The 17,033-nt window shown below is 66.9% G+C and carries 13 protein-coding genes; 7 read left to right on the forward strand and 6 right to left on the reverse strand.

Features of this window, described 5'->3' with window-relative positions:
• Window positions 1–75 precede the first annotated feature (75 nt).
• Window positions 76–885 carry a spermidine synthase gene (locus tag B7R24_RS12625; RefSeq protein ID WP_116419315.1) on the forward strand — a complete coding sequence of 270 codons (810 nt, stop codon included), beginning with the start codon at window positions 76–78 and terminating at the stop codon, window positions 883–885.
• 4 nt (window positions 886–889) lie between these two features.
• Window positions 890–2,113 (forward strand): FAD-dependent oxidoreductase, encoded by a 1,224-nt coding sequence (locus B7R24_RS12630; protein WP_116419352.1) that lies wholly within the window; start codon window positions 890–892, stop codon window positions 2,111–2,113.
• Window positions 2,114–2,125: 12 nt separating this feature from the next.
• On the opposite strand, the gene B7R24_RS12635 is transcribed toward B7R24_RS12630, so the two are convergent.
• The 4 genes from B7R24_RS12635 to B7R24_RS17840 form a co-directional block, all read right to left on the reverse strand.
• Window positions 2,126–3,208: a DUF475 domain-containing protein gene (locus B7R24_RS12635; protein ID WP_116419316.1), complete on the reverse strand. Its 1,083-nt coding sequence runs from the start codon at window positions 3,206–3,208 to the stop codon at window positions 2,126–2,128.
• Window positions 3,209–3,308: 100 nt separating this feature from the next.
• The gene (locus B7R24_RS12640) at window positions 3,309–7,208 is read right to left on the reverse strand and encodes a DNA-directed RNA polymerase subunit beta' (protein ID WP_116419317.1); all 3,900 of its coding nucleotides are present in this window, start codon (window positions 7,206–7,208) and stop codon (window positions 3,309–3,311) included.
• Window positions 7,209–7,289: 81 nt separating this feature from the next.
• On the reverse strand, window positions 7,290–10,781 hold the full coding sequence (gene rpoB / locus B7R24_RS12645) for a DNA-directed RNA polymerase subunit beta (RefSeq protein ID WP_116419318.1): 3,492 nt from the start codon (window positions 10,779–10,781) through the stop codon (window positions 7,290–7,292).
• Between the two features lie 444 nt (window positions 10,782–11,225).
• Entirely contained in the window at window positions 11,226–11,795 is a 570-nt protein-coding gene (locus tag B7R24_RS17840; protein ID WP_147304033.1) for an endonuclease domain-containing protein, read from the reverse strand.
• 279 nt (window positions 11,796–12,074) lie between these two features.
• Here B7R24_RS17840 and B7R24_RS17845 point away from each other — a divergent pair, with 279 nt between their 5' ends.
• The 5 genes from B7R24_RS17845 to B7R24_RS12670 all read left to right on the forward strand — a co-directional run bounded on the left by B7R24_RS17845 (window position 12,075) and on the right by B7R24_RS12670 (window position 16,014).
• Window positions 12,075–12,227: a hypothetical protein gene (locus tag B7R24_RS17845; RefSeq protein ID WP_172582808.1), complete on the forward strand. Its 153-nt coding sequence runs from the start codon at window positions 12,075–12,077 to the stop codon at window positions 12,225–12,227.
• A 496-nt stretch (window positions 12,228–12,723) separates the two neighbouring features.
• Window positions 12,724–13,554: a spermidine synthase gene (locus B7R24_RS12655; RefSeq protein ID WP_116419320.1), complete on the forward strand. Its 831-nt coding sequence runs from the start codon at window positions 12,724–12,726 to the stop codon at window positions 13,552–13,554.
• Window positions 13,554–14,867 carry a PQQ-dependent sugar dehydrogenase gene (locus B7R24_RS12660; RefSeq protein WP_116419321.1) on the forward strand — a complete coding sequence of 438 codons (1,314 nt, stop codon included), beginning with the start codon at window positions 13,554–13,556 and terminating at the stop codon, window positions 14,865–14,867. Before B7R24_RS12655 ends, B7R24_RS12660 begins: the two co-directional genes overlap by 1 nt.
• 40 nt (window positions 14,868–14,907) lie before the next feature.
• Window positions 14,908–15,420 (forward strand): tetratricopeptide repeat protein, encoded by a 513-nt coding sequence (locus B7R24_RS12665; RefSeq protein WP_253259451.1) that lies wholly within the window; start codon window positions 14,908–14,910, stop codon window positions 15,418–15,420.
• Between the two features lie 102 nt (window positions 15,421–15,522).
• On the forward strand, window positions 15,523–16,014 hold the full coding sequence (locus B7R24_RS12670; protein ID WP_116419322.1) for a SprT-like domain-containing protein: 492 nt from the start codon (window positions 15,523–15,525) through the stop codon (window positions 16,012–16,014).
• A 74-nt stretch (window positions 16,015–16,088) separates the two neighbouring features.
• Here B7R24_RS12670 and B7R24_RS12675 read toward each other — a convergent pair whose 3' ends face one another.
• Both B7R24_RS12675 and B7R24_RS12680 read right to left on the reverse strand, forming a co-directional pair.
• Window positions 16,089–16,391, reverse strand: coding sequence for a DUF427 domain-containing protein (locus B7R24_RS12675; RefSeq protein ID WP_116419323.1), 303 nt, complete (start codon window positions 16,389–16,391; stop codon window positions 16,089–16,091).
• Window positions 16,392–16,450: 59 nt separating this feature from the next.
• Window positions 16,451–17,002, reverse strand: a complete 552-nt coding sequence (locus B7R24_RS12680) for a hypothetical protein (RefSeq protein ID WP_116419324.1) — start codon at window positions 17,000–17,002, stop codon at window positions 16,451–16,453.
• Window positions 17,003–17,033: the final 31 nt, after the last annotated feature.

Raw genomic sequence — 17,033 nt, forward strand, 5'->3', positions numbered from 1 at the left:
GCTCAAGATAGTGCAGTCGCGAGCAGGGCGCCTAAACCCCCTTCAGGGTGCCCCCCGCGGGCTAGGCTTCGAGGGATGAATGAGCCGGTTTCGCGCATCCTGGGCCGCAGCGGGCTGACGGCTGAGCTCGTCGCAGACCTGATCGGCGGGGCCGGCTACACGCTGTACATCGGCGGGGAGCAGCAGTCGCACGTCTACACGAACGACCCGGTCTCCCTCCGCTTCGACTACGTGCAGCGCATCGCGAACCTCGCAGACCTGCTCGATCCGCCCGGACCGCCGGGCACCCCGCTGCGCGTGCTGCATCTCGGTGCGGGAGCACTCACCCTCCCCCGCTACCTCGCGCAAACGCGCCCGGGGTCGACGCAGTGGGTGATCGAGTACGAGAGCGATGTGGTGCCCTTCGTCACCGAGGTACTGCCGCTTCCGGCCGGGGCCTCGGTCACGGTACTGGTCGACGATGCCCGCGCGGGGCTGGCCCGGGTGGCAGCCGGTGCGCCCTTCGACCTCATCGTGAGCGATGTCTACCTCGGCTCGAACACTCCCCCGCACCTGACGACGGTGGAGTTCTTCGCCTCGCTCAGCTCTCTGCTCGCGCCGGAGGGAGTACTCGCGGTCAACGTGGCCGACGACCCCGGGTTGCCCTTGGTACGTGCCGGGGCGGCGACCCTCGCGGAGGTGTTCGAAGACGTGCTCGTGGCGGGCGCCCGAGGACTGACGAACGATCTCGACGAGGGCAATGCGGTGCTCTTCGCGTCTCGCGGCCGCTCCCTGGCTGCGCTGCAGGGTGCGCTGCAGGCGCGCGGGCCGCATCCGAGCGGGATGATCGGGGCCGACACACTCGCGGCGTTCATCGGCGACGCGGAGGCGGTACACGATGGGTGACAGGATGCCCGGCAGCGCATCGCCCGGGCCCGTGGGCGTCGCCCGCGACATCCCCGCGCACGCCCGCGTGGTCATCGTCGGTGCGGGGCAGGCGGGGCTCTCGGTCGCCTACCATCTGGCGCGCCGGGGTCTACGGCCCGGGGCGGATCTGGTCGTGCTCGACCGGGCGCCCGCAACCGGCGGGGCCTGGCAGTTCCGCTGGGAGTCCCTGCGGCTCGGCACGGCGCACCGGGTGAACGACCTTCCCGGTATGACCGAACTCGGGCTGAGCTTCGACACGGCCGACCAGGACCGCGCGGCCCGCGACGTGGTGGCCGAGTACTACGCGGCCTATGAGCAGCACTTCGGGTTGGCGGTCTTCCGCCCGGTGGCGGTCACCGCGGTGGCAGCGGCGACGGGAGCCCGCGGAGCGGACAGGGTGGCGGGGGCGGACGGGGTGGCGGAAGCGCTGCGGGTCTCCTACCTGCGCGACGGCGCGGTGCGCGGCAGCATCACGGCCGACGTGCTCGTGAACGCGACCGGAACCTGGGGCGCCCCCGTGCGTCCGTACGTTCCGGGCATCGAGACGTTCCGCGGCCGGCAGCTCGCGACCCCCGAATACCGCTCGGCCGCCGAGTTCGTCGGGCAGCGGGTCATCGTGGTCGGCGGGGGCACCTCGGCCGTGGGTTTCGTGCTCGAGCTCGAGGGCGTGGCGGCCTCCACCACCTGGGTCACGCGCCGACCGCCGTCGTTCGTGGGCGACGAGCCGGACACCCCTCCAGGCAGCACCGTCACCAGCACCATCGAGAGCCGGCTCGCCGCGGTCGCCCAGCAGAACGAGGCAGCAGCAGCCGGTCGCGTCCTCCCCAGCATCGTGGCCGGCACGGGCCTGCCCGCCACACGTCGGAACCGCGCGGCCATCGCCCGCGGCGCGCTCGAGGCGCATCCCCTCTTCACGAGCATCGAACCGGGGGGCGTGCGCTTCGCAGACGGGACGTTCCAGCCGGCCGACGTCATCCTCTGGGCGACGGGGTTCCGTTCGGAGCTCGGTCACCTCGAGCCCCTGGGGCTCCGCGAGGTGGGCGGAGGTGTGGCGGCTGTCGAGGGGCGGGCTGTCCGCGATCCACGGGTGTTCCTCGCGGGCTACGGACCCCAGGCGAGCACCATCGGCGCCAATCGCGCGGGACGGTTGGTCGCGCGGCAGGTTCTGCGGGCGCTCCGGGACCCCGAGCATCCGCAACCCGCCTGAGAAGACGGCTTCTCAGCCCACTGCCACCGTTTCGCTCGGCGCATTGCGACCCGCCCGCCGGTTGCTCACGACACTCGAGAGAAACCCGGCGCCGATGAACACGATGCCGACGAGGCCGGTCACGAGGTCGGGGATCTCGACGCGGATCGAGATGAGCAGGATGACCGCCAGCGCGCCCACGGCCCAGAGCGCCCCGTGTTCGAGGTAGACGAACTGGCTCAGCGTGCCCTGGCGCACGAGGAAGATGGTCAGCGACCGGATGAACATGGCCCCGACGCCGAGGCCGATCGCGATCACGATGGGGTCGGAGGTGATTGCGAACGCACCGATGACACCGTCGAACGAGAAGCTGGCGTCGAGCACCTCGAGGTAGAGGAAGAGGAAGAACGCGGCCTTGCCGACGACGATCTTGACCTGCCGGCCGGGCTTCACCGGGTCGGCGTCTTCGAGGGCACCCTCTTCGGCGCTGTCTTCGAACACCCTGCCGAGCGCGGTGACGAGCAGGAAGGCACCGATGCCGACGACGCCGCTCAGCAGCACGGTGCCCGGGTCTTCGGCGACGAACTGCGAGACCAGCACAAGCACGATGATCGAGACGATCGTGCTGGCGCCGGGGACTCGCCCGACGACCTGCAGGACCTTCTCGACCGGCTTGATCCAGAGGATCTCGCGCTCGTCGAACATGAAGTCGAGAAAGAGCATCAGCAGGAACATGCCACCGAAGCCGGCGATCGACGGATGCGCGGCATTGAGGATGAAGCCGTAGGTGCCCGGCACCCCGGGGTCGCCCTGCTGGAAGGCGAGCTGGATGGCCTGAACCGGCCCGAGCCCCGCCGTGACCGCCACGACGAGGAACGGGAACACCAGCCGCATGCCGAACACGGCGATCACCACGCCGACGGTGAGGAAGATGCGCTGCCACGCCCGGTTCATGCGCTCGAGGATCGTGGCGTTCACCACCGCGTTGTCGAAGGACAGCGAGATCTCGAGAACAGAGAGCACCAGCACCAGCACGAGCGCCTCGGGCCCGCCGTAGAGCCAGCCCAGAACGAGGCCGACGGCCAGGACGACGAAGGACCAGCCGAAGTTCTTCACAGGGCGTTCACCGAATCGGTCATCGGACCATTCTACCGAGCACGCAGAAAGGGCCCCCGCACCGAAGTGAAGGGGCCCTCCCGGTTGTGACTAGTGCCGGTTAGTTGTACGTACCGGGCGTGTAGTCATCGCTCGAGAAGCTGTCGAAGTCGACGAACGACAGGTCGGCTTCGCTGAACACGGCGTCATCGGTGAAGATGCGGTTCGGGTAGCGCTCGGCCTTGGCCTCTTCGGTTGCCTCAACGGTGACGTTGCGGTACTTCTGAAGACCGGTTCCGGCCGGGATGAGCTTTCCGATGATGACGTTCTCCTTGAGCCCGACCAGCGGGTCGCTCTTGCCCTCCATTGCGGCCTGCGTGAGAACACGCGTGGTCTCCTGGAAGGAAGCGGCGGAGAGCCATGACTCGGTCGCGAGCGAGGCCTTGGTGATACCCATGACCTCCTGGCGGGCCGATGCGGTCTTGCGACCCTCGGTCAGTGCCTCGCGGTTGAGGATGTTGTAGCGCTGGCGGTCGACGAGCTCACCGGGGAGCAGGTCGGTGTCGCCGTGGTCGACGACAGTCACCTTGCGGAGCATCTGGCGAACGATGACCTCGATGTGCTTGTCGTGGATCGGCACACCCTGCGAGCGGTAGACACCCTGCACACCACCGACGAGGTGCTCCTGCACGGCGCGAACGCCGCGAACCCGGAGAACCTCCTTCGGGTCGATCGCACCGACGTGCAGCTGCTGGCCGAGCTCGACGTGCTCGCCATCCTCGATGAGGAGACTTGCACGCTTCAGCACCGGGTAGGCGATGGCCTCGTCGCCGTTGTCGGGCGTGAGGATCAGCTTGCGGCTGCGGTCGGTGTCTTCGATGGTGATGCGGCCAGCGGCTTCTGCGATGGGCGACGCACCCTTGGGGGTCCGTGCCTCGAAGAGCTCCTGCACGCGGGGCAGACCCTGCGTGATGTCGTCGGCCGATGCGGAACCACCCGTGTGGAAGGTACGCATGGTCAGCTGGGTGCCGGGCTCACCGATCGACTGTGCGGCGATGATGCCGACGGCCTCTCCGATGTCGACCAGCAGACCGGTGGCGAGCGAGCGGCCGTAGCACGCAGCACACACACCGACAGCCGACTCGCAGGTCAGAACCGAGCGCACCTTGATGTTCTCGACTCCGGCCTCGACGAGCTTGTCGATGAGAACGTCACCGATGTCCTCACCGGCTTCGGCGATGACGGTGCCACTGGCATCCACAGCGTCTGCGGCGAGGCTCCGTGCGAACACGGAGTTCTCGACGTTCGAGTCCTTCACCAGCACACCGGCAGCGTCGTGCGCCGCGATGGCCAGGTCGAGACCCTTGGTCGTGCCGCAGTCGTCTTCACGGATGATGACGTCCTGCGAGACATCCACCAGACGACGGGTGAGGTACCCCGAGTCGGCTGTTCTCAATGCGGTATCAGCCAGTCCCTTGCGAGCACCGTGCGTCGCGATGAAGTACTCAGCGACACTGAGGCCCTCACGGTACGACGAGATGATCGGGCGAGGGATGATCTCACCCTTCGGGTTGTTCACCAGGCCTCGCATACCCGCGATGTTGCGGATCTGCAGCCAGTTACCACGGGCACCCGAGGTGACCATGCGGTTGATCGTGTTGTTCGCCGGGAAGTTCGCCTGCATGGCCTCGGCGACGTCTTCGGTCGCCTTGGTCCAGATCTGGATCAGTTCCTGGCGACGCTCGGCGTCGGTGGTGAGGCCCTTCTCATACTGCGACTGCACCTTGGCGGCGAGCTTCTCGTAGGTCGCAACGATCTCGCGCTTGTTCGGCGGGGTCAGAACGTCGGAGAGAGCAACGGTGACGCCTGAGCGGGTGGCCCAGTAGAAACCGGCATCCTTGATGCGGTCCAGTGCTGCAGCGACCTCCACCTTCGGGTAGCGCTCGGCGAGGTCGTTGACGATGGCCGAGATCTGGCCCTTGTCTGCGACGGCCTCGACGTACGGGTAGTCCGTCGGCAGCGTCTCATTGAAGAGCGCACGGCCGAGGGATGTCTCCACCAGCGTCACACCGGGGGCGTGGTTGCCCTCGGCCAGAACCGCATTCTCGGGGGCTTCACCCTCGGCGAAGGTGATGTTCTCGAGACGGATGCGCACCTTGGCGTTGAGGTCGAGGGTGCCCTGGTCTTTGGCCAGGATGGCCTCGGCGACGCTGGAGAACGCACGGCCCTCACCGACGACGCCTTCGCGCAGGGTGGTGAGGTGGTGCAGCCCGATGATCATGTCCTGCGTGGGCAGGGTCACGGGGCGACCGTCGGAGGGCTTCAGGATGTTGTTCGAGGCGAGCATCAGGATGCGTGCCTCGGCCTGGGCCTCGACCGACAGCGGAAGGTGAACGGCCATCTGGTCGCCGTCGAAGTCCGCGTTGAACGCGGTGCAGACGAGCGGGTGCAGCTGGATCGCCTTGCCCTCGACGAGCTGGGGCTCGAAAGCCTGGATGCCCAGTCGGTGGAGCGTGGGTGCACGGTTCAGCATGACGGGACGCTCGCGGATGATCTCCTCGAGCACATCCCACACCTGGGGGCGGCTGCGCTCGACCATACGCTTCGCGGCCTTGATGTTCTGGGCGTGGCTCAGATCGATCAGGCGCTTGATCACGAACGGCTTGAACAGCTCCAGAGCCATCTGCTTGGGCAGACCGCACTGGTGCAGCTTCAGCTGCGGGCCACCGATGATGACCGAACGGCCCGAGTAGTCCACGCGCTTGCCGAGCAGGTTCTGGCGGAACCGACCCTGCTTTCCCTTGAGCATGTCGCTCAGGGACTTCAGCGCCCGGTTGCCGGTACCCGTGACGGGGCGACCGCGGCGGCCGTTGTCGAACAGTGCGTCGACGGCCTCCTGCAGCATCCGCTTCTCGTTGTTGACGATGATCTCGGGCGCACCGAGGTCGAGCAGTCGACGGAGACGGTTGTTGCGGTTGATCACGCGGCGGTACAGGTCGTTGAGGTCGGAGGTCGCGAAGCGGCCACCATCCAGCTGCACCATCGGGCGGAGCTCCGGCGGGATCACGGGGACCACGTCGAGAACCATCGCGGCCGGCGAGTTGCCGGTGATCAGGAACGAGTTGACGACCCGGAGGCGCTTGATGGCGCGGATCTTCTTCTGGCCCTTGCCCTCCGAGATCTGCAGGTGCAGCGTGTCGGACTCGGTGGCGAGATCGAAGGCCTCGAGGCGCTTCTTGATCGCCTCGGCACCCATGTAGGCCTCGAAGTACTGGCCGTAACGGTCCTGCAGTTCGTGGAACACGGAGTCTTCGGGCTTCAGCTCGCCGACCTTGAGGCTGCGGAAGTCTTCCCACACGCGCTCGAGCTGGGCGATCTGCTCGTCGAAGGACTTGCGGGCCTGGCCCATCTCCTTCTCGGCAGCGTCCTTCGTGCGACGCTTCTGGTCGCTCTTGGCACCTTCCGCCTCGAGGGCGGCAAGGTCGGTCTCGAGCTTCTGGAGGCGGTCGGCGATGCGGCTGTCGCGCTGGTCGCTGAGGGTCTTGATCTCGAGACGCAGCTCGTTCTCGAGGCCCGGCATGTCTTCGTGGCGCGCATCCGCGTCGACCGAGATGATCATGTAGGCCGCGAAGTAGATGACCTTCTCGAGGTCTTTCGGAGCCATGTCGAGCAGGTAGCCCAGACGGCTCGGAACACCCTTGAAGTACCAGATGTGGGTGACCGGGGCGGCGAGCTCGATGTGGCCCATGCGCTCACGGCGCACCGACGACTTCGTGACCTCGACACCGCAGCGCTCACACACGATGCCTTTGAAGCGCACTCGCTTGTACTTGCCGCACGAGCACTCCCAGTCACGGCTCGGCCCGAAGATCTGCTCTCCGAAGAGACCGTCCTTCTCGGGCTTCAGCGTGCGGTAGTTGATCGTCTCGGGCTTCTTGACCTCACCGTGCGACCACTTGCGGATGTCGTCTGCCGTAGCGAGACCGATCCGCAGTTCGTCAAAAGTTGTAACGTCGAGCAATTTTTTCTTCTCTCCTGGAAAAGTCAGCTAAAGAGGGGGTGAGAGGAGATTCGCGGTTCGCGAATCACATCATGAGCTAGCTCAGATGTCATCAATTGATGAGTTCTCGAACCGCGTGGAGATGTTGATGCCCAGCTCCTCCGCAGCGCGGAAGACCTCGTCATCGGTGTCGCGCAGGCTGACCGCGGTACCGTCGGCAGACAGCACCTCCACGTTCAGGCACAGCGACTGCATCTCCTTGATGAGCACCTTGAAGCTCTCGGGAATACCGGGCTCCTGGATGTTCTCACCCTTGACGATCGCCTCGTACACCTTCACGCGGCCCAGGATGTCATCCGACTTGATCGTCAGAAGCTCCTGCAGAGCGTATGCGGCGCCGTAGGCCTCGAGCGCCCACACTTCCATCTCACCGAAGCGCTGCCCACCGAACTGTGCCTTACCACCCAGCGGCTGCTGCGTGATCATCGAGTACGGACCGGTCGAACGAGCGTGGATCTTGTCGTCGACGAGGTGGTGGAGCTTCAGGATGTACATGTAGCCGACCGAGATGGGCTCGGGGAACGGCTCGCCGGAGCGACCGTCGAAGAGCGTCGCCTTGCCGGTGCCGTTGATCAGGCGGTCGCCGTCACGGGTCGGCAGCGTCGAGTCGAGCAGTCCTGCGATCTCCTCCTCGAGGGCACCGTCGAAGACGGGGGTCGCGACCTTGGTGTTCGCGGGCGCCTGGTGTGCGGCCTCGGGAAGACGGCCGGCCCACTTGTTGCCCTTGCCCTCCACGTTCCAACCCTGCTTGGCGATCCAGCCCAAGTGGATCTCGAGCACCTGGCCGAAGTTCATGCGACCGGGGATGCCGAGCGGGTTCAGCACCACGTCGACGGGGGTACCGTCTGCGAGGAACGGCATGTCCTCGACGGGCAGGATCTTCGCGATGACACCCTTGTTGCCGTGACGGCCGGCGAGCTTGTCACCCTCGGTGATCTTGCGCTTCTGGGCGATGTAGACGACCACGCGCTGGTTGACGCCGGAGCCCAGTTCGTCGTCGTTCTCGGCAGAGAACTCCTTGACGGCGATGATGGTTCCGCGCTCACCGTGGGGCACCTTCAGGCTGGTGTCGCGCACTTCGCGGCTCTTCTCATTGAAGATCGCACGAAGCAGTCGCTCCTCGGCGCTCAGCTCGGTCTCACCCTTGGGTGTGACCTTGCCGACGAGGATGTCGCCGGGGCGAACCTCGGCACCGATCCGGATGATGCCACGCTCGTCGAGGTCGGCGAGCAGCTCGGGGCTGACGTTGGGGAGGTCACGCGTGATCTCCTCCTTGCCCAGCTTCGTGTCGCGAGCGTCGACCTCGTACTCCTCGATGTGGATCGACGAGAGAGTGTCGTCCTTCACCAGGTTCTGGCTGAGGATCATGGCGTCTTCGAAGTTGTAGCCCTCCCACGGCATGAACGCCACGAGGAGGTTCTTGCCGAGTGCGAGCTCGCCGTTCTCGGTGGCGGGGCCATCGGCGATGACCTCTCCGACCTCGACGCGGTCACCCTCGTTGACGATGACGCGCTGGTTGTAGCTCGTGCCCTGGTTCGAGCGGTCGAACTTGCGCAGGTAGTAGGTCTCGACTCCACCCTCGTCGAGCAGAACGGAGACGGCGTCAGCCGACACCTCCTGCACGACACCGGCGTGGAGCGTGGTGACCACGTCTCCGGCGTCGACGGCGGCGAAGCCCTCCATACCGGTTCCGACGAACGGGCTGTCGCTCATCAGCAACGGCACGGCCTGGCGCTGCATGTTCGCACCCATGAGGGCGCGGTTGGCATCGTCGTGCTCGAGGAAGGGGATGAGGGATGTCGCGACCGACACCATCTGGCGGGGCGAGACATCCATGTAGCCGATGTCTTCGATCGGGAAGAGGTCGACCTCGCCACCCTTCTTACGGGCGAGCACGCGGGGCTCGGCGAAGCGGGCGTCTTTGGTGAGGGGCGCGTTGGCCTGGGCCACCACGTACTCGTCCTCTTCGCTCGCGGTGAGGTAGTCGATGTTCTCGGTGACCACGCCGTCGACGACGCGGCGGTACGGGGTCTCGATGAAACCGAAGGAGTTGATGCGGGCGAACGAGGCCAGCGAGCCGATCAGGCCGATGTTCGGGCCCTCAGGGGTCTCGATGGGGCACATGCGGCCGTAGTGGCTGGGGTGCACGTCTCGAACCTCGACACCGGCACGCTCACGGGAAAGACCACCCGGGCCCAGCGCGGACAGGCGACGCTTGTGCGTCAGGCCCGCGAGGGGGTTGTTCTGGTCCATGAACTGCGACAGCTGCGAGGTGCCGAAGAACTCCTTGATCGCGGCGACGACGGGGCGCACGTTGATCAGGGTCTGCGGGGTGATCGCCTCGATGTCCTGCGTCGTCATCCGCTCGCGCACCACGCGCTCCATACGGGACAGACCCGTGCGCACCTGGTTCTGGATGAGCTCACCGACGGCACGGATGCGACGGTTGCCGAAGTGGTCGATGTCGTCGATGTCGAGACGGATCTCGACGGCCTTGCCACCGCGGGTACCGGGAAGCGTGGTCTGGTTCTCGTGGAGGGCCACCAGGTACTTGATCGTCGCGATGATGTCTTCGTTCGTCAGAACGGAGTTCGACAGCTCGCTCTCGATGCCCAGCTTGCGGTTGATCTTGTAGCGACCGACCTTCGCGAGGTCGTAGCGCTTGGAGTTGAAGTAGAAGTTGTCGAGCAGCGCACGCGCGGCCTCGGCGGCGACCTGCTCGCCCGGGCGGAGCTTGCGGTAGATGTCCTTGAGGGCCTCTTCCTTCGTCAGGATGGAGTCCTTCTCGAGGGTGGCCTCGATGGAGGAGTAACCCTTGAACTGCTCGAGGATCTCCTCGCTGGTGAGGCCGAGGGCCTTCAGGAAGACGGTGACGCTCTGCTTGCGCTTGCGGTCGATGCGCACGCCGACCTGGTCGCGCTTGTCGATCTCGAACTCGAGCCAGGCACCGCGACTCGGGATGACGCGGGCCGAATAGATGTCCTTGTCGGAGGTCTTCTCGAGCTGGCGGTCGAAGTAGACGCCGGGGCTCCGCACGAGCTGGGAGACGACGACACGCTCGGTGCCGTTGATGATGAACGTTCCCTTTTCGGTCATGAGCGGGAAGTCGCCCATGAAGACCGTCTGGGTCTTGATCTCACCGGTGAGGTGGTTCATGAACTCGGCCTCGACGTACAGTGGGGCGGCGTAGGTCTTGCCGCGCTCCTTGCACTCGTCGATGGTGTACTTCTCGGGCTCGAGGAACGGGCTCGTGAAGCTGAGCTGCATGGTCTCGCCGAGGTCTTCGATCGGGGAGATCTCCTCGAAGATCTCATCGAGGCCGGAGTGCTCGGGAAGGTCTTTGCGACCCTGCTTCTTGGCTTCGGCGACGCGTGTCTTCCACGCGTCGTTGCCGACCAGCCAGTCGAAGCTCTCGGTCTGCAGGGCAAGCAGATCGGGAACCGTCAGGTTGTCAGAAATTTTGGCGAACGAGAGTCGCGAAGCTCCGCGACCGTTCTTGGGTGTGGTGGTGGTTGCGTTGCTCGCAGCAGCCAAGGAAATAACCTCCGTGGACCCCGTCGGGTCAGTACTGGGTTTAATTTGGTTGAGAACTCGCCAGACTCTTCGTTAGAACTTAATGGGAGAGTTCCAGAGTGATGCTGCGGTTTCGTCTGACGAAGAAGATTCTGCAGCGCGAGCCAACCGCAATATGAAGGCATAGGAGTACTGGGAGCGCAAAGAACAACTATATGCCGCTGTGGGGCCTTTGTCTACTCGAATCTTGACCATTTTCTCCCTCTGCGGTATAACCGCCCCTCCCCCGCCCACTACTGCTACTCCCACTCCCCTCCCCACCCACTCTTCGCCCTCCCACTGCCCCACCCCTCCGCCGCCCCGCTCCGCGCTCCCGGTTGCCGCCCTGTTCGCCCAGCCCTCCCGGTTGCCGCACCCGTTTCCGGCCATCCCCTCGCGCAACTCAGGAGATGTGGAGCGCCGCGCTCAAGGCGTCGCTCCCTTCTCGCTATTCCTGAATTGCGCGGATTTCTTCCTGAATTGCGCAGTGGACGGCGTAGCAGACGCCTGTGTCGCGGACGGCGGCACGGCTGAGCTCGGGGCCGGGACTGGGCGGTCAGACATCCGCCACCGGTGCCGGCGACGACGAACGGCCTCCACGATGACGCCCTCGATCTCGGGCCAGCGGTACATAACGTGCGCGTAGGTCAGACGAAGCCGGTCGAAACCGTCGCGAAAGAGCACGAGGTCGCGCTCCCTGTCGGATGCGAAGGCCTCGCGCGAGTCGTGGTGCTCCCTGCCGTCGACCTCGATCACGAGCCGATCACCGACGAGCAGGTCGACCCGACCCACTCCGCGGTGCCTGACCTGCGTGCGGACGCTGATACCGAGACTCCGCAGACGCAGCCGCACCAGCGTCTCGATTCCTGACTCGCTTTCGGGGTCGGCGCGGCTCAGCGCCGAGCGATAACGGGCGGGCAGGCCTTCGAAAAGGCGACCGAGCGACGCCAGCGTGACGCCATCGACTTTCAGGTGCAGAGCTGAGTCAATGAGCACGATGGCCATCTCATCGGGGAGACATTCGAGTGACTGCTGCAATATGACCGGCACACTTTCAATCGATCGCGACGGCGATGCGCGTGACCGCGACCAATGGATGCACACCGGGCGCAGCGGCGCGCGGGATGCGCCGGGGTCGGGTCGTCTCAACCGCGAGGCGTTCTGCGGCACAGACACGTGCAGTCGGTCATCAGGTGGAACCCACAATCCGTAGAGCGCCGCTGCGGACGTTGCGGTCAGCGCCCCTCCGACCCTCACCGCCGCGACAATGTCGGGGTGAGCATCCTGAGCCCGATACCAGCCTCGACGCACGCGGGCGATCGAACCGTCCTTGAGCAATGCCTCGATGTCACTGCGCCCGAGGCCGGCCGCGCGAAGTTCGGCGATGTGCTGAACTCGGCTGCCGAGCACGATGGACTGCGGAGATGATGTCGACGGCATGACGCAACACTGACGGCTCGATCGGCCTGAGTCGGCTGCCGAGGCCGATCTGTGGAGAGATGCGTGCACGTTCCGATTGTGGAGGACTGGTGCCACGGCGGACGGCGCCGCGCAATTCAGGACTTTCTAGCGCCATGCAGGAGATTGCAGGCGCCATGGTCGCTGGAGGCGTATCGCGCCACACTTCCTGAATTGAGCGGCGGGGGGCGGCGGGCGGCGTGCGTGCGGCGGCGGAGGGGGTGGGGGGCGTGGTGAGCAGGAGTGGGGTGGGGGTGGGGGGCGTGGTGAGCAGGAGTGGGGCGCCGGTTAGGGTCGGAGGGTGAGTGAGCGACAGAGCAGGCGGCGTGCGGGCGGGACCGGTAGCGGGGGTGGCGCAGGCGGGAGCGGCAGCGGGCGCGGTGCGGGCAGGGGCGGTGCGGGCGGGGGCGGAGCCCACGGCGGGGGGGCGCCGGGCGAGCACCCGAGCGTGACGTTGGCGAACGGGATGCGGGCGGTGGTGGAGGCCGATCGGCATCAGCCGGGGGCGTTCACGCTGGTGGTCGACGGGACGCCTCAGTCGCATGTGGCGCTGGAGGATCCGACCTACCTGGCGTTCGAGTATGTGCGGCGCATCGGGCACGGGATCGACCTGGTTGCGCCCGAGGGCGAGCCGATCACGGCGCTGCACCTCGGGGGCGGGGCGTTCACGCTGCCACGGTACGTCGCTGCGACGAGGCCCGGTTCGAGGCAGCAGGTCGTCGAACTCGAGTCGGGGCTGGTCGACTTCGTGCGGGAGCAGCTTCCGCTGCCGAAGGAGGCGTCGATCCGGGTGCGGCACGGCGATGCGCGCGAGGTGCTGGCGAAGCTTCCGCACGGGTTGAGGGGCACCGTCGACGTTCTCGTGGTGGATGTGTTCTCCGGCGCCCGCACCCCGGCGCATGTGACCAGTGTCGAGTTCTACAGGCTGGCATCCGCCCTGCTGGGCCCCACGGGTATCCTCACCGCCAACGTCGCCGATGGCGCAGGGCTCGCCTTTGCCCGCAGCCAGGCCGCCACACTCGCCGCGGTGTTCGCGCACGTCGCACTCGTGGTCGACCCGCAGGTGCTGAAGTCGCGCCGATTCGGCAACGTGGTGATGTTCGCCTCGGATGCTCCCCTGCCCTTCGACCGCCTGCCCCGGCTCGTGGCGAGCGACCCGACCCCGGCCAAGGTCGTCGACGGCGCCGAACTGCGGGCGTTCATCCAGAGCGCCGCGGTCGTGACGGACCAGACCGCCGTGCCCTCGCCGCCGCCGGCTCGCAGCATCTTTCAAGTGAAGCCGGGCAGTCTGGGCTGATGACGAGACGCGCGGGACGGGCCGGCAGCACAGGCAGGGCGGGCGCGGGCGCGGCCTTGGGTGCGGCGGGGTTCGGTGTGGCGCTGCTGCTGGCGGTGAGTGGATGCACGGGGTCCGACTCGGAGACGAGAGGCCCTGTCGCGGCCACTGCAGCGCCCAGCACGACGGCGCCCCCGGCGACGGAATCCGCCCCGACGACAGCTGCGCCGGCACCCGCGGATAAAGCGCCGGGCGCCGCGCCCCTGACGGGCGCGTTCCACCCCACCGGCGACCCCGCGACCGTGGCCGACGAGCTCGATGCGCCGTGGTCGATCGTGACGTTGGCCGACGGCACGGTTCTCGTCGACGAGCGCAACACAGGAGCCATCAAGGAGATCCGCGCCGATGGCAGCGCCGGTGCGATCGGTACGGTGCCGGGCGTCGCCGCAGCGGGCGAGGGCGGCCTGCTGGGGCTCGCCGCATACGTCGACAACACCGGGGTGGTGGGCGCCGCGAGCGGGGGAACCGCTCCCACCTACCTGTATGCGTACCTCACGACGGCGAGCGACAACCGCGTCGTGCGCATGGAGCTCGCAGGCGGGCCCGGTGCCTTCACCCTCGGCCAGGCGTACGACGTGCTCACGGGCATCCCGAAGGCCTCGAACCACAACGGCGGGCGCATCCTGTTCGGGCCCGACGGGATGCTCTACATCACCGCCGGCGACGCGAACCAGTCCTCGAACGCGCAGCGGGTGGAGTCCCTGTCGGGCAAGATCCTGCGCGTGACACCGACCGGCGCGGTGCCGGGCGACAACCCGTTCCCGGGCTCTCCCGTGTACAGCATCGGGCACCGCAATCCGCAGGGCATGGCCTGGAGCGCCGACGGCACGATGTACGCCGCCGAGTTCGGCCAGAACACGTGGGACGAGTTGAACGTCATCACGCCGGGTGCGAATTACGGATGGCCGACGGTCGAGGGGCTCGGCGACGGTGAGGCGGGTGCGACCGCGAACGGCGTCACCAACCCCATCGTGCAGTGGTCGACCGACGAGGCGAGCCCGAGCGGGCTCGCGATGGTCGGCGACACCCTCTTCATGGCGGCGCTCGGCGGCGAACGCATTTGGAGCATCACGGTCGCGGGCGACGGGGCGAGCCAGACCGCACCCGCGGTGAAGGACTTTCTCGTCGACTCCCTGGGGCGTATCCGGGACGTCTCTGCGACCGCCGACGGCTCCGGGCTGCTGCTGCTCAGCAACAACACGGATGGTCGGGGTTCCGCCCGAGCCGGAGACGACCGACTGGCCCGTGTTGCTCTCGGGGCGGGCGCATCCTGAGCCGTAAGCTGGAAGACGACCGAACCAGGAGCGTCAACCCTTGAGCATCATCACCGGCTACGACCCGAAGACCCTGCGTGAGACCGTCGATGTGGCAGCAGCAGAGAAGCGGCTCTCCGAACTCGGAACGCTGCGCAGCCTGTCGGCCCTGAACGAGAAACTGAGTCTGCTGCGCCTGCTCGGGCGGCTCGACGAAGCGTGGGACATCGCGAACGAGGCCCTGCGCCAGGCCCGGTTCTCGGGCGATCGGGAGCAGGGGCTGGCAGCCCGCATCCGTCGTGCGCAGGTTCAGCAGTACCAGGGGAAGCTCGTGCCGGCGCTGACCGACCTCACGATCTGCGCCGAGGAGGCGAGGGGCCACGAGTGGACGACGCTCGAGGCGACTGCTCTGCACAATCGCGGCCGTGTGCTGTTCGACCAGCGTGAGTACCGGGAGGCGCTGGCCGACTTCAAGGCAGCGGTGGTGCTGTGGGAGAAGTCGGGCGCCTCGATGGACCAGCTCGAGAGCTCGCTGATCGCGATCGGCGTGGCCGAGGCGTTCCTCGGCAAGTAGGGCCGCGCAGTGTCGGCCTGTTGACCGCACAGTGTCGGCAACGCAGTGTCGGCCACGCAGTGTCGACTGCCCAGTGTCGGTGCAGTGACTTAGGCTCGAACCGTGGCTGACCTGCACCGCGTACGAACCTGGGCGAACGCCCTCATCGCCCTCCACCTCGATGAGGCGGTGTGGAGTTTCGGCTTCGACAACGCCAAGACGCGCGCGGGCCTCTGCAACTACACCGAGAAGCGAATCACGGTGTCACGGCACCTGGCGGCGCGATACGAAGACGACGAGATCCACCAGGTTCTGCTGCACGAGATCGCCCACGCGGTCGCGGGGTCCCGTGCCGGGCACGGCCCCACCTGGCGGGCGGTGGGCAAAGACCTCGGCTACGAGGGAAAGCGCCTGCACCAGGGCGCGATCGCCGACGAACTGGCGCCGTGGATGGGCACCTGCCCGAACGGACACCTGCACTACCGTTACCGGAAGCCGGCGCGGGTTCTGGCGTGCGGAGCATGCTCACGGCGCTTCGACCGCGCGTTCGTGATCAGCTGGGAGCGCCGCGAGGTTCCGGCCGCACCGAGGCGGCTGGCCGGAACCCAGGCGTAGACGCTGCTACGCGGTGGCGTCTACTACTCGGTGACGTCTACTACTCGGTGACGTCTGCTACGCGGTGACGTCTACTACTCGGTGACGTTCACTTCTTTCCAGAACGCGACGTAGTCGCTGAAGTCCTTGCCGACACGCTTGATGCCTGACTCGTAGGGTGTCGGGTAGCTCCACGCGCGGTCTTTCAGCGTCTCGTCGCCGGCCTTGACGCTGAAGTACTGGCACGCACCCTTCCACGGGCAGGTGTAGGGCGTCGGGCTAGAGACGAGGTACTCGCTCTTCACGCTGGCGGGCGGGAAGTACCAGTTGCCCTCGATCGCGATGAGGTCTTCCTTCGGAGCCTCGGCGATGACGGTTCCGTTGATGACTGCTTTCATGATGTCTCCCTCGAAGAGTTCGGCCCGGGTGCGGGCTGCTGGTCTATGCAACCACCGTCCTATGCAACCACCGGCGGCTGACAATCGATACCCGACGGCGCACCGGCCACGCCGGCGTCGACATCGCTCGCCGCCCCGACCACGTCGGCGTGGCCGGCCGCGATGAGTTCCCGCCCCGAGACCGAGGCCGTGAAAAGGTGCCCGACCGCCCGTTCGAGCGCGGTGAACGACGCGCAGGCGACCGCCGCCTCCGGGGAAGAGAAGTCGATTCCCCGGGCCGCGAGGGCGTCGATCACGGCTCCGGCGGCAAGGGTGTCTTCGGTGCTGTCGTGAGCGGCGATGACCGCCACCGAGACACGCACGCCGGCCTGGACCTGCTGGTCGAGCATCCAGTCGGCCGCCTGCGAGCGCGTGCGGAGGTCGGCGTGGATGACCGGCAGCCCCTCGATCGTGGGCACGACGGTCGGTTCGAAGGAGGTGTGCACGAGGGTCGGCAGCGCGTCGACCCAGATGACCACGTCGGCGTGCCGGGCGACGTCGTCGAGGGCGCCCGGCCCGCGACCGAAACGCACCTGGTAGGGGGTCTGGGCGACGACCGGTGGGATGTTCACCCGACAATCGTAGCGACGTCAACCCGAGGCA

Origin of the sequence: Subtercola boreus (assembly GCF_003399645.1) — a bacterium.
Taxonomy (GTDB): Bacteria; Actinomycetota; Actinomycetes; order Actinomycetales; family Microbacteriaceae; genus Subtercola; species Subtercola boreus_A.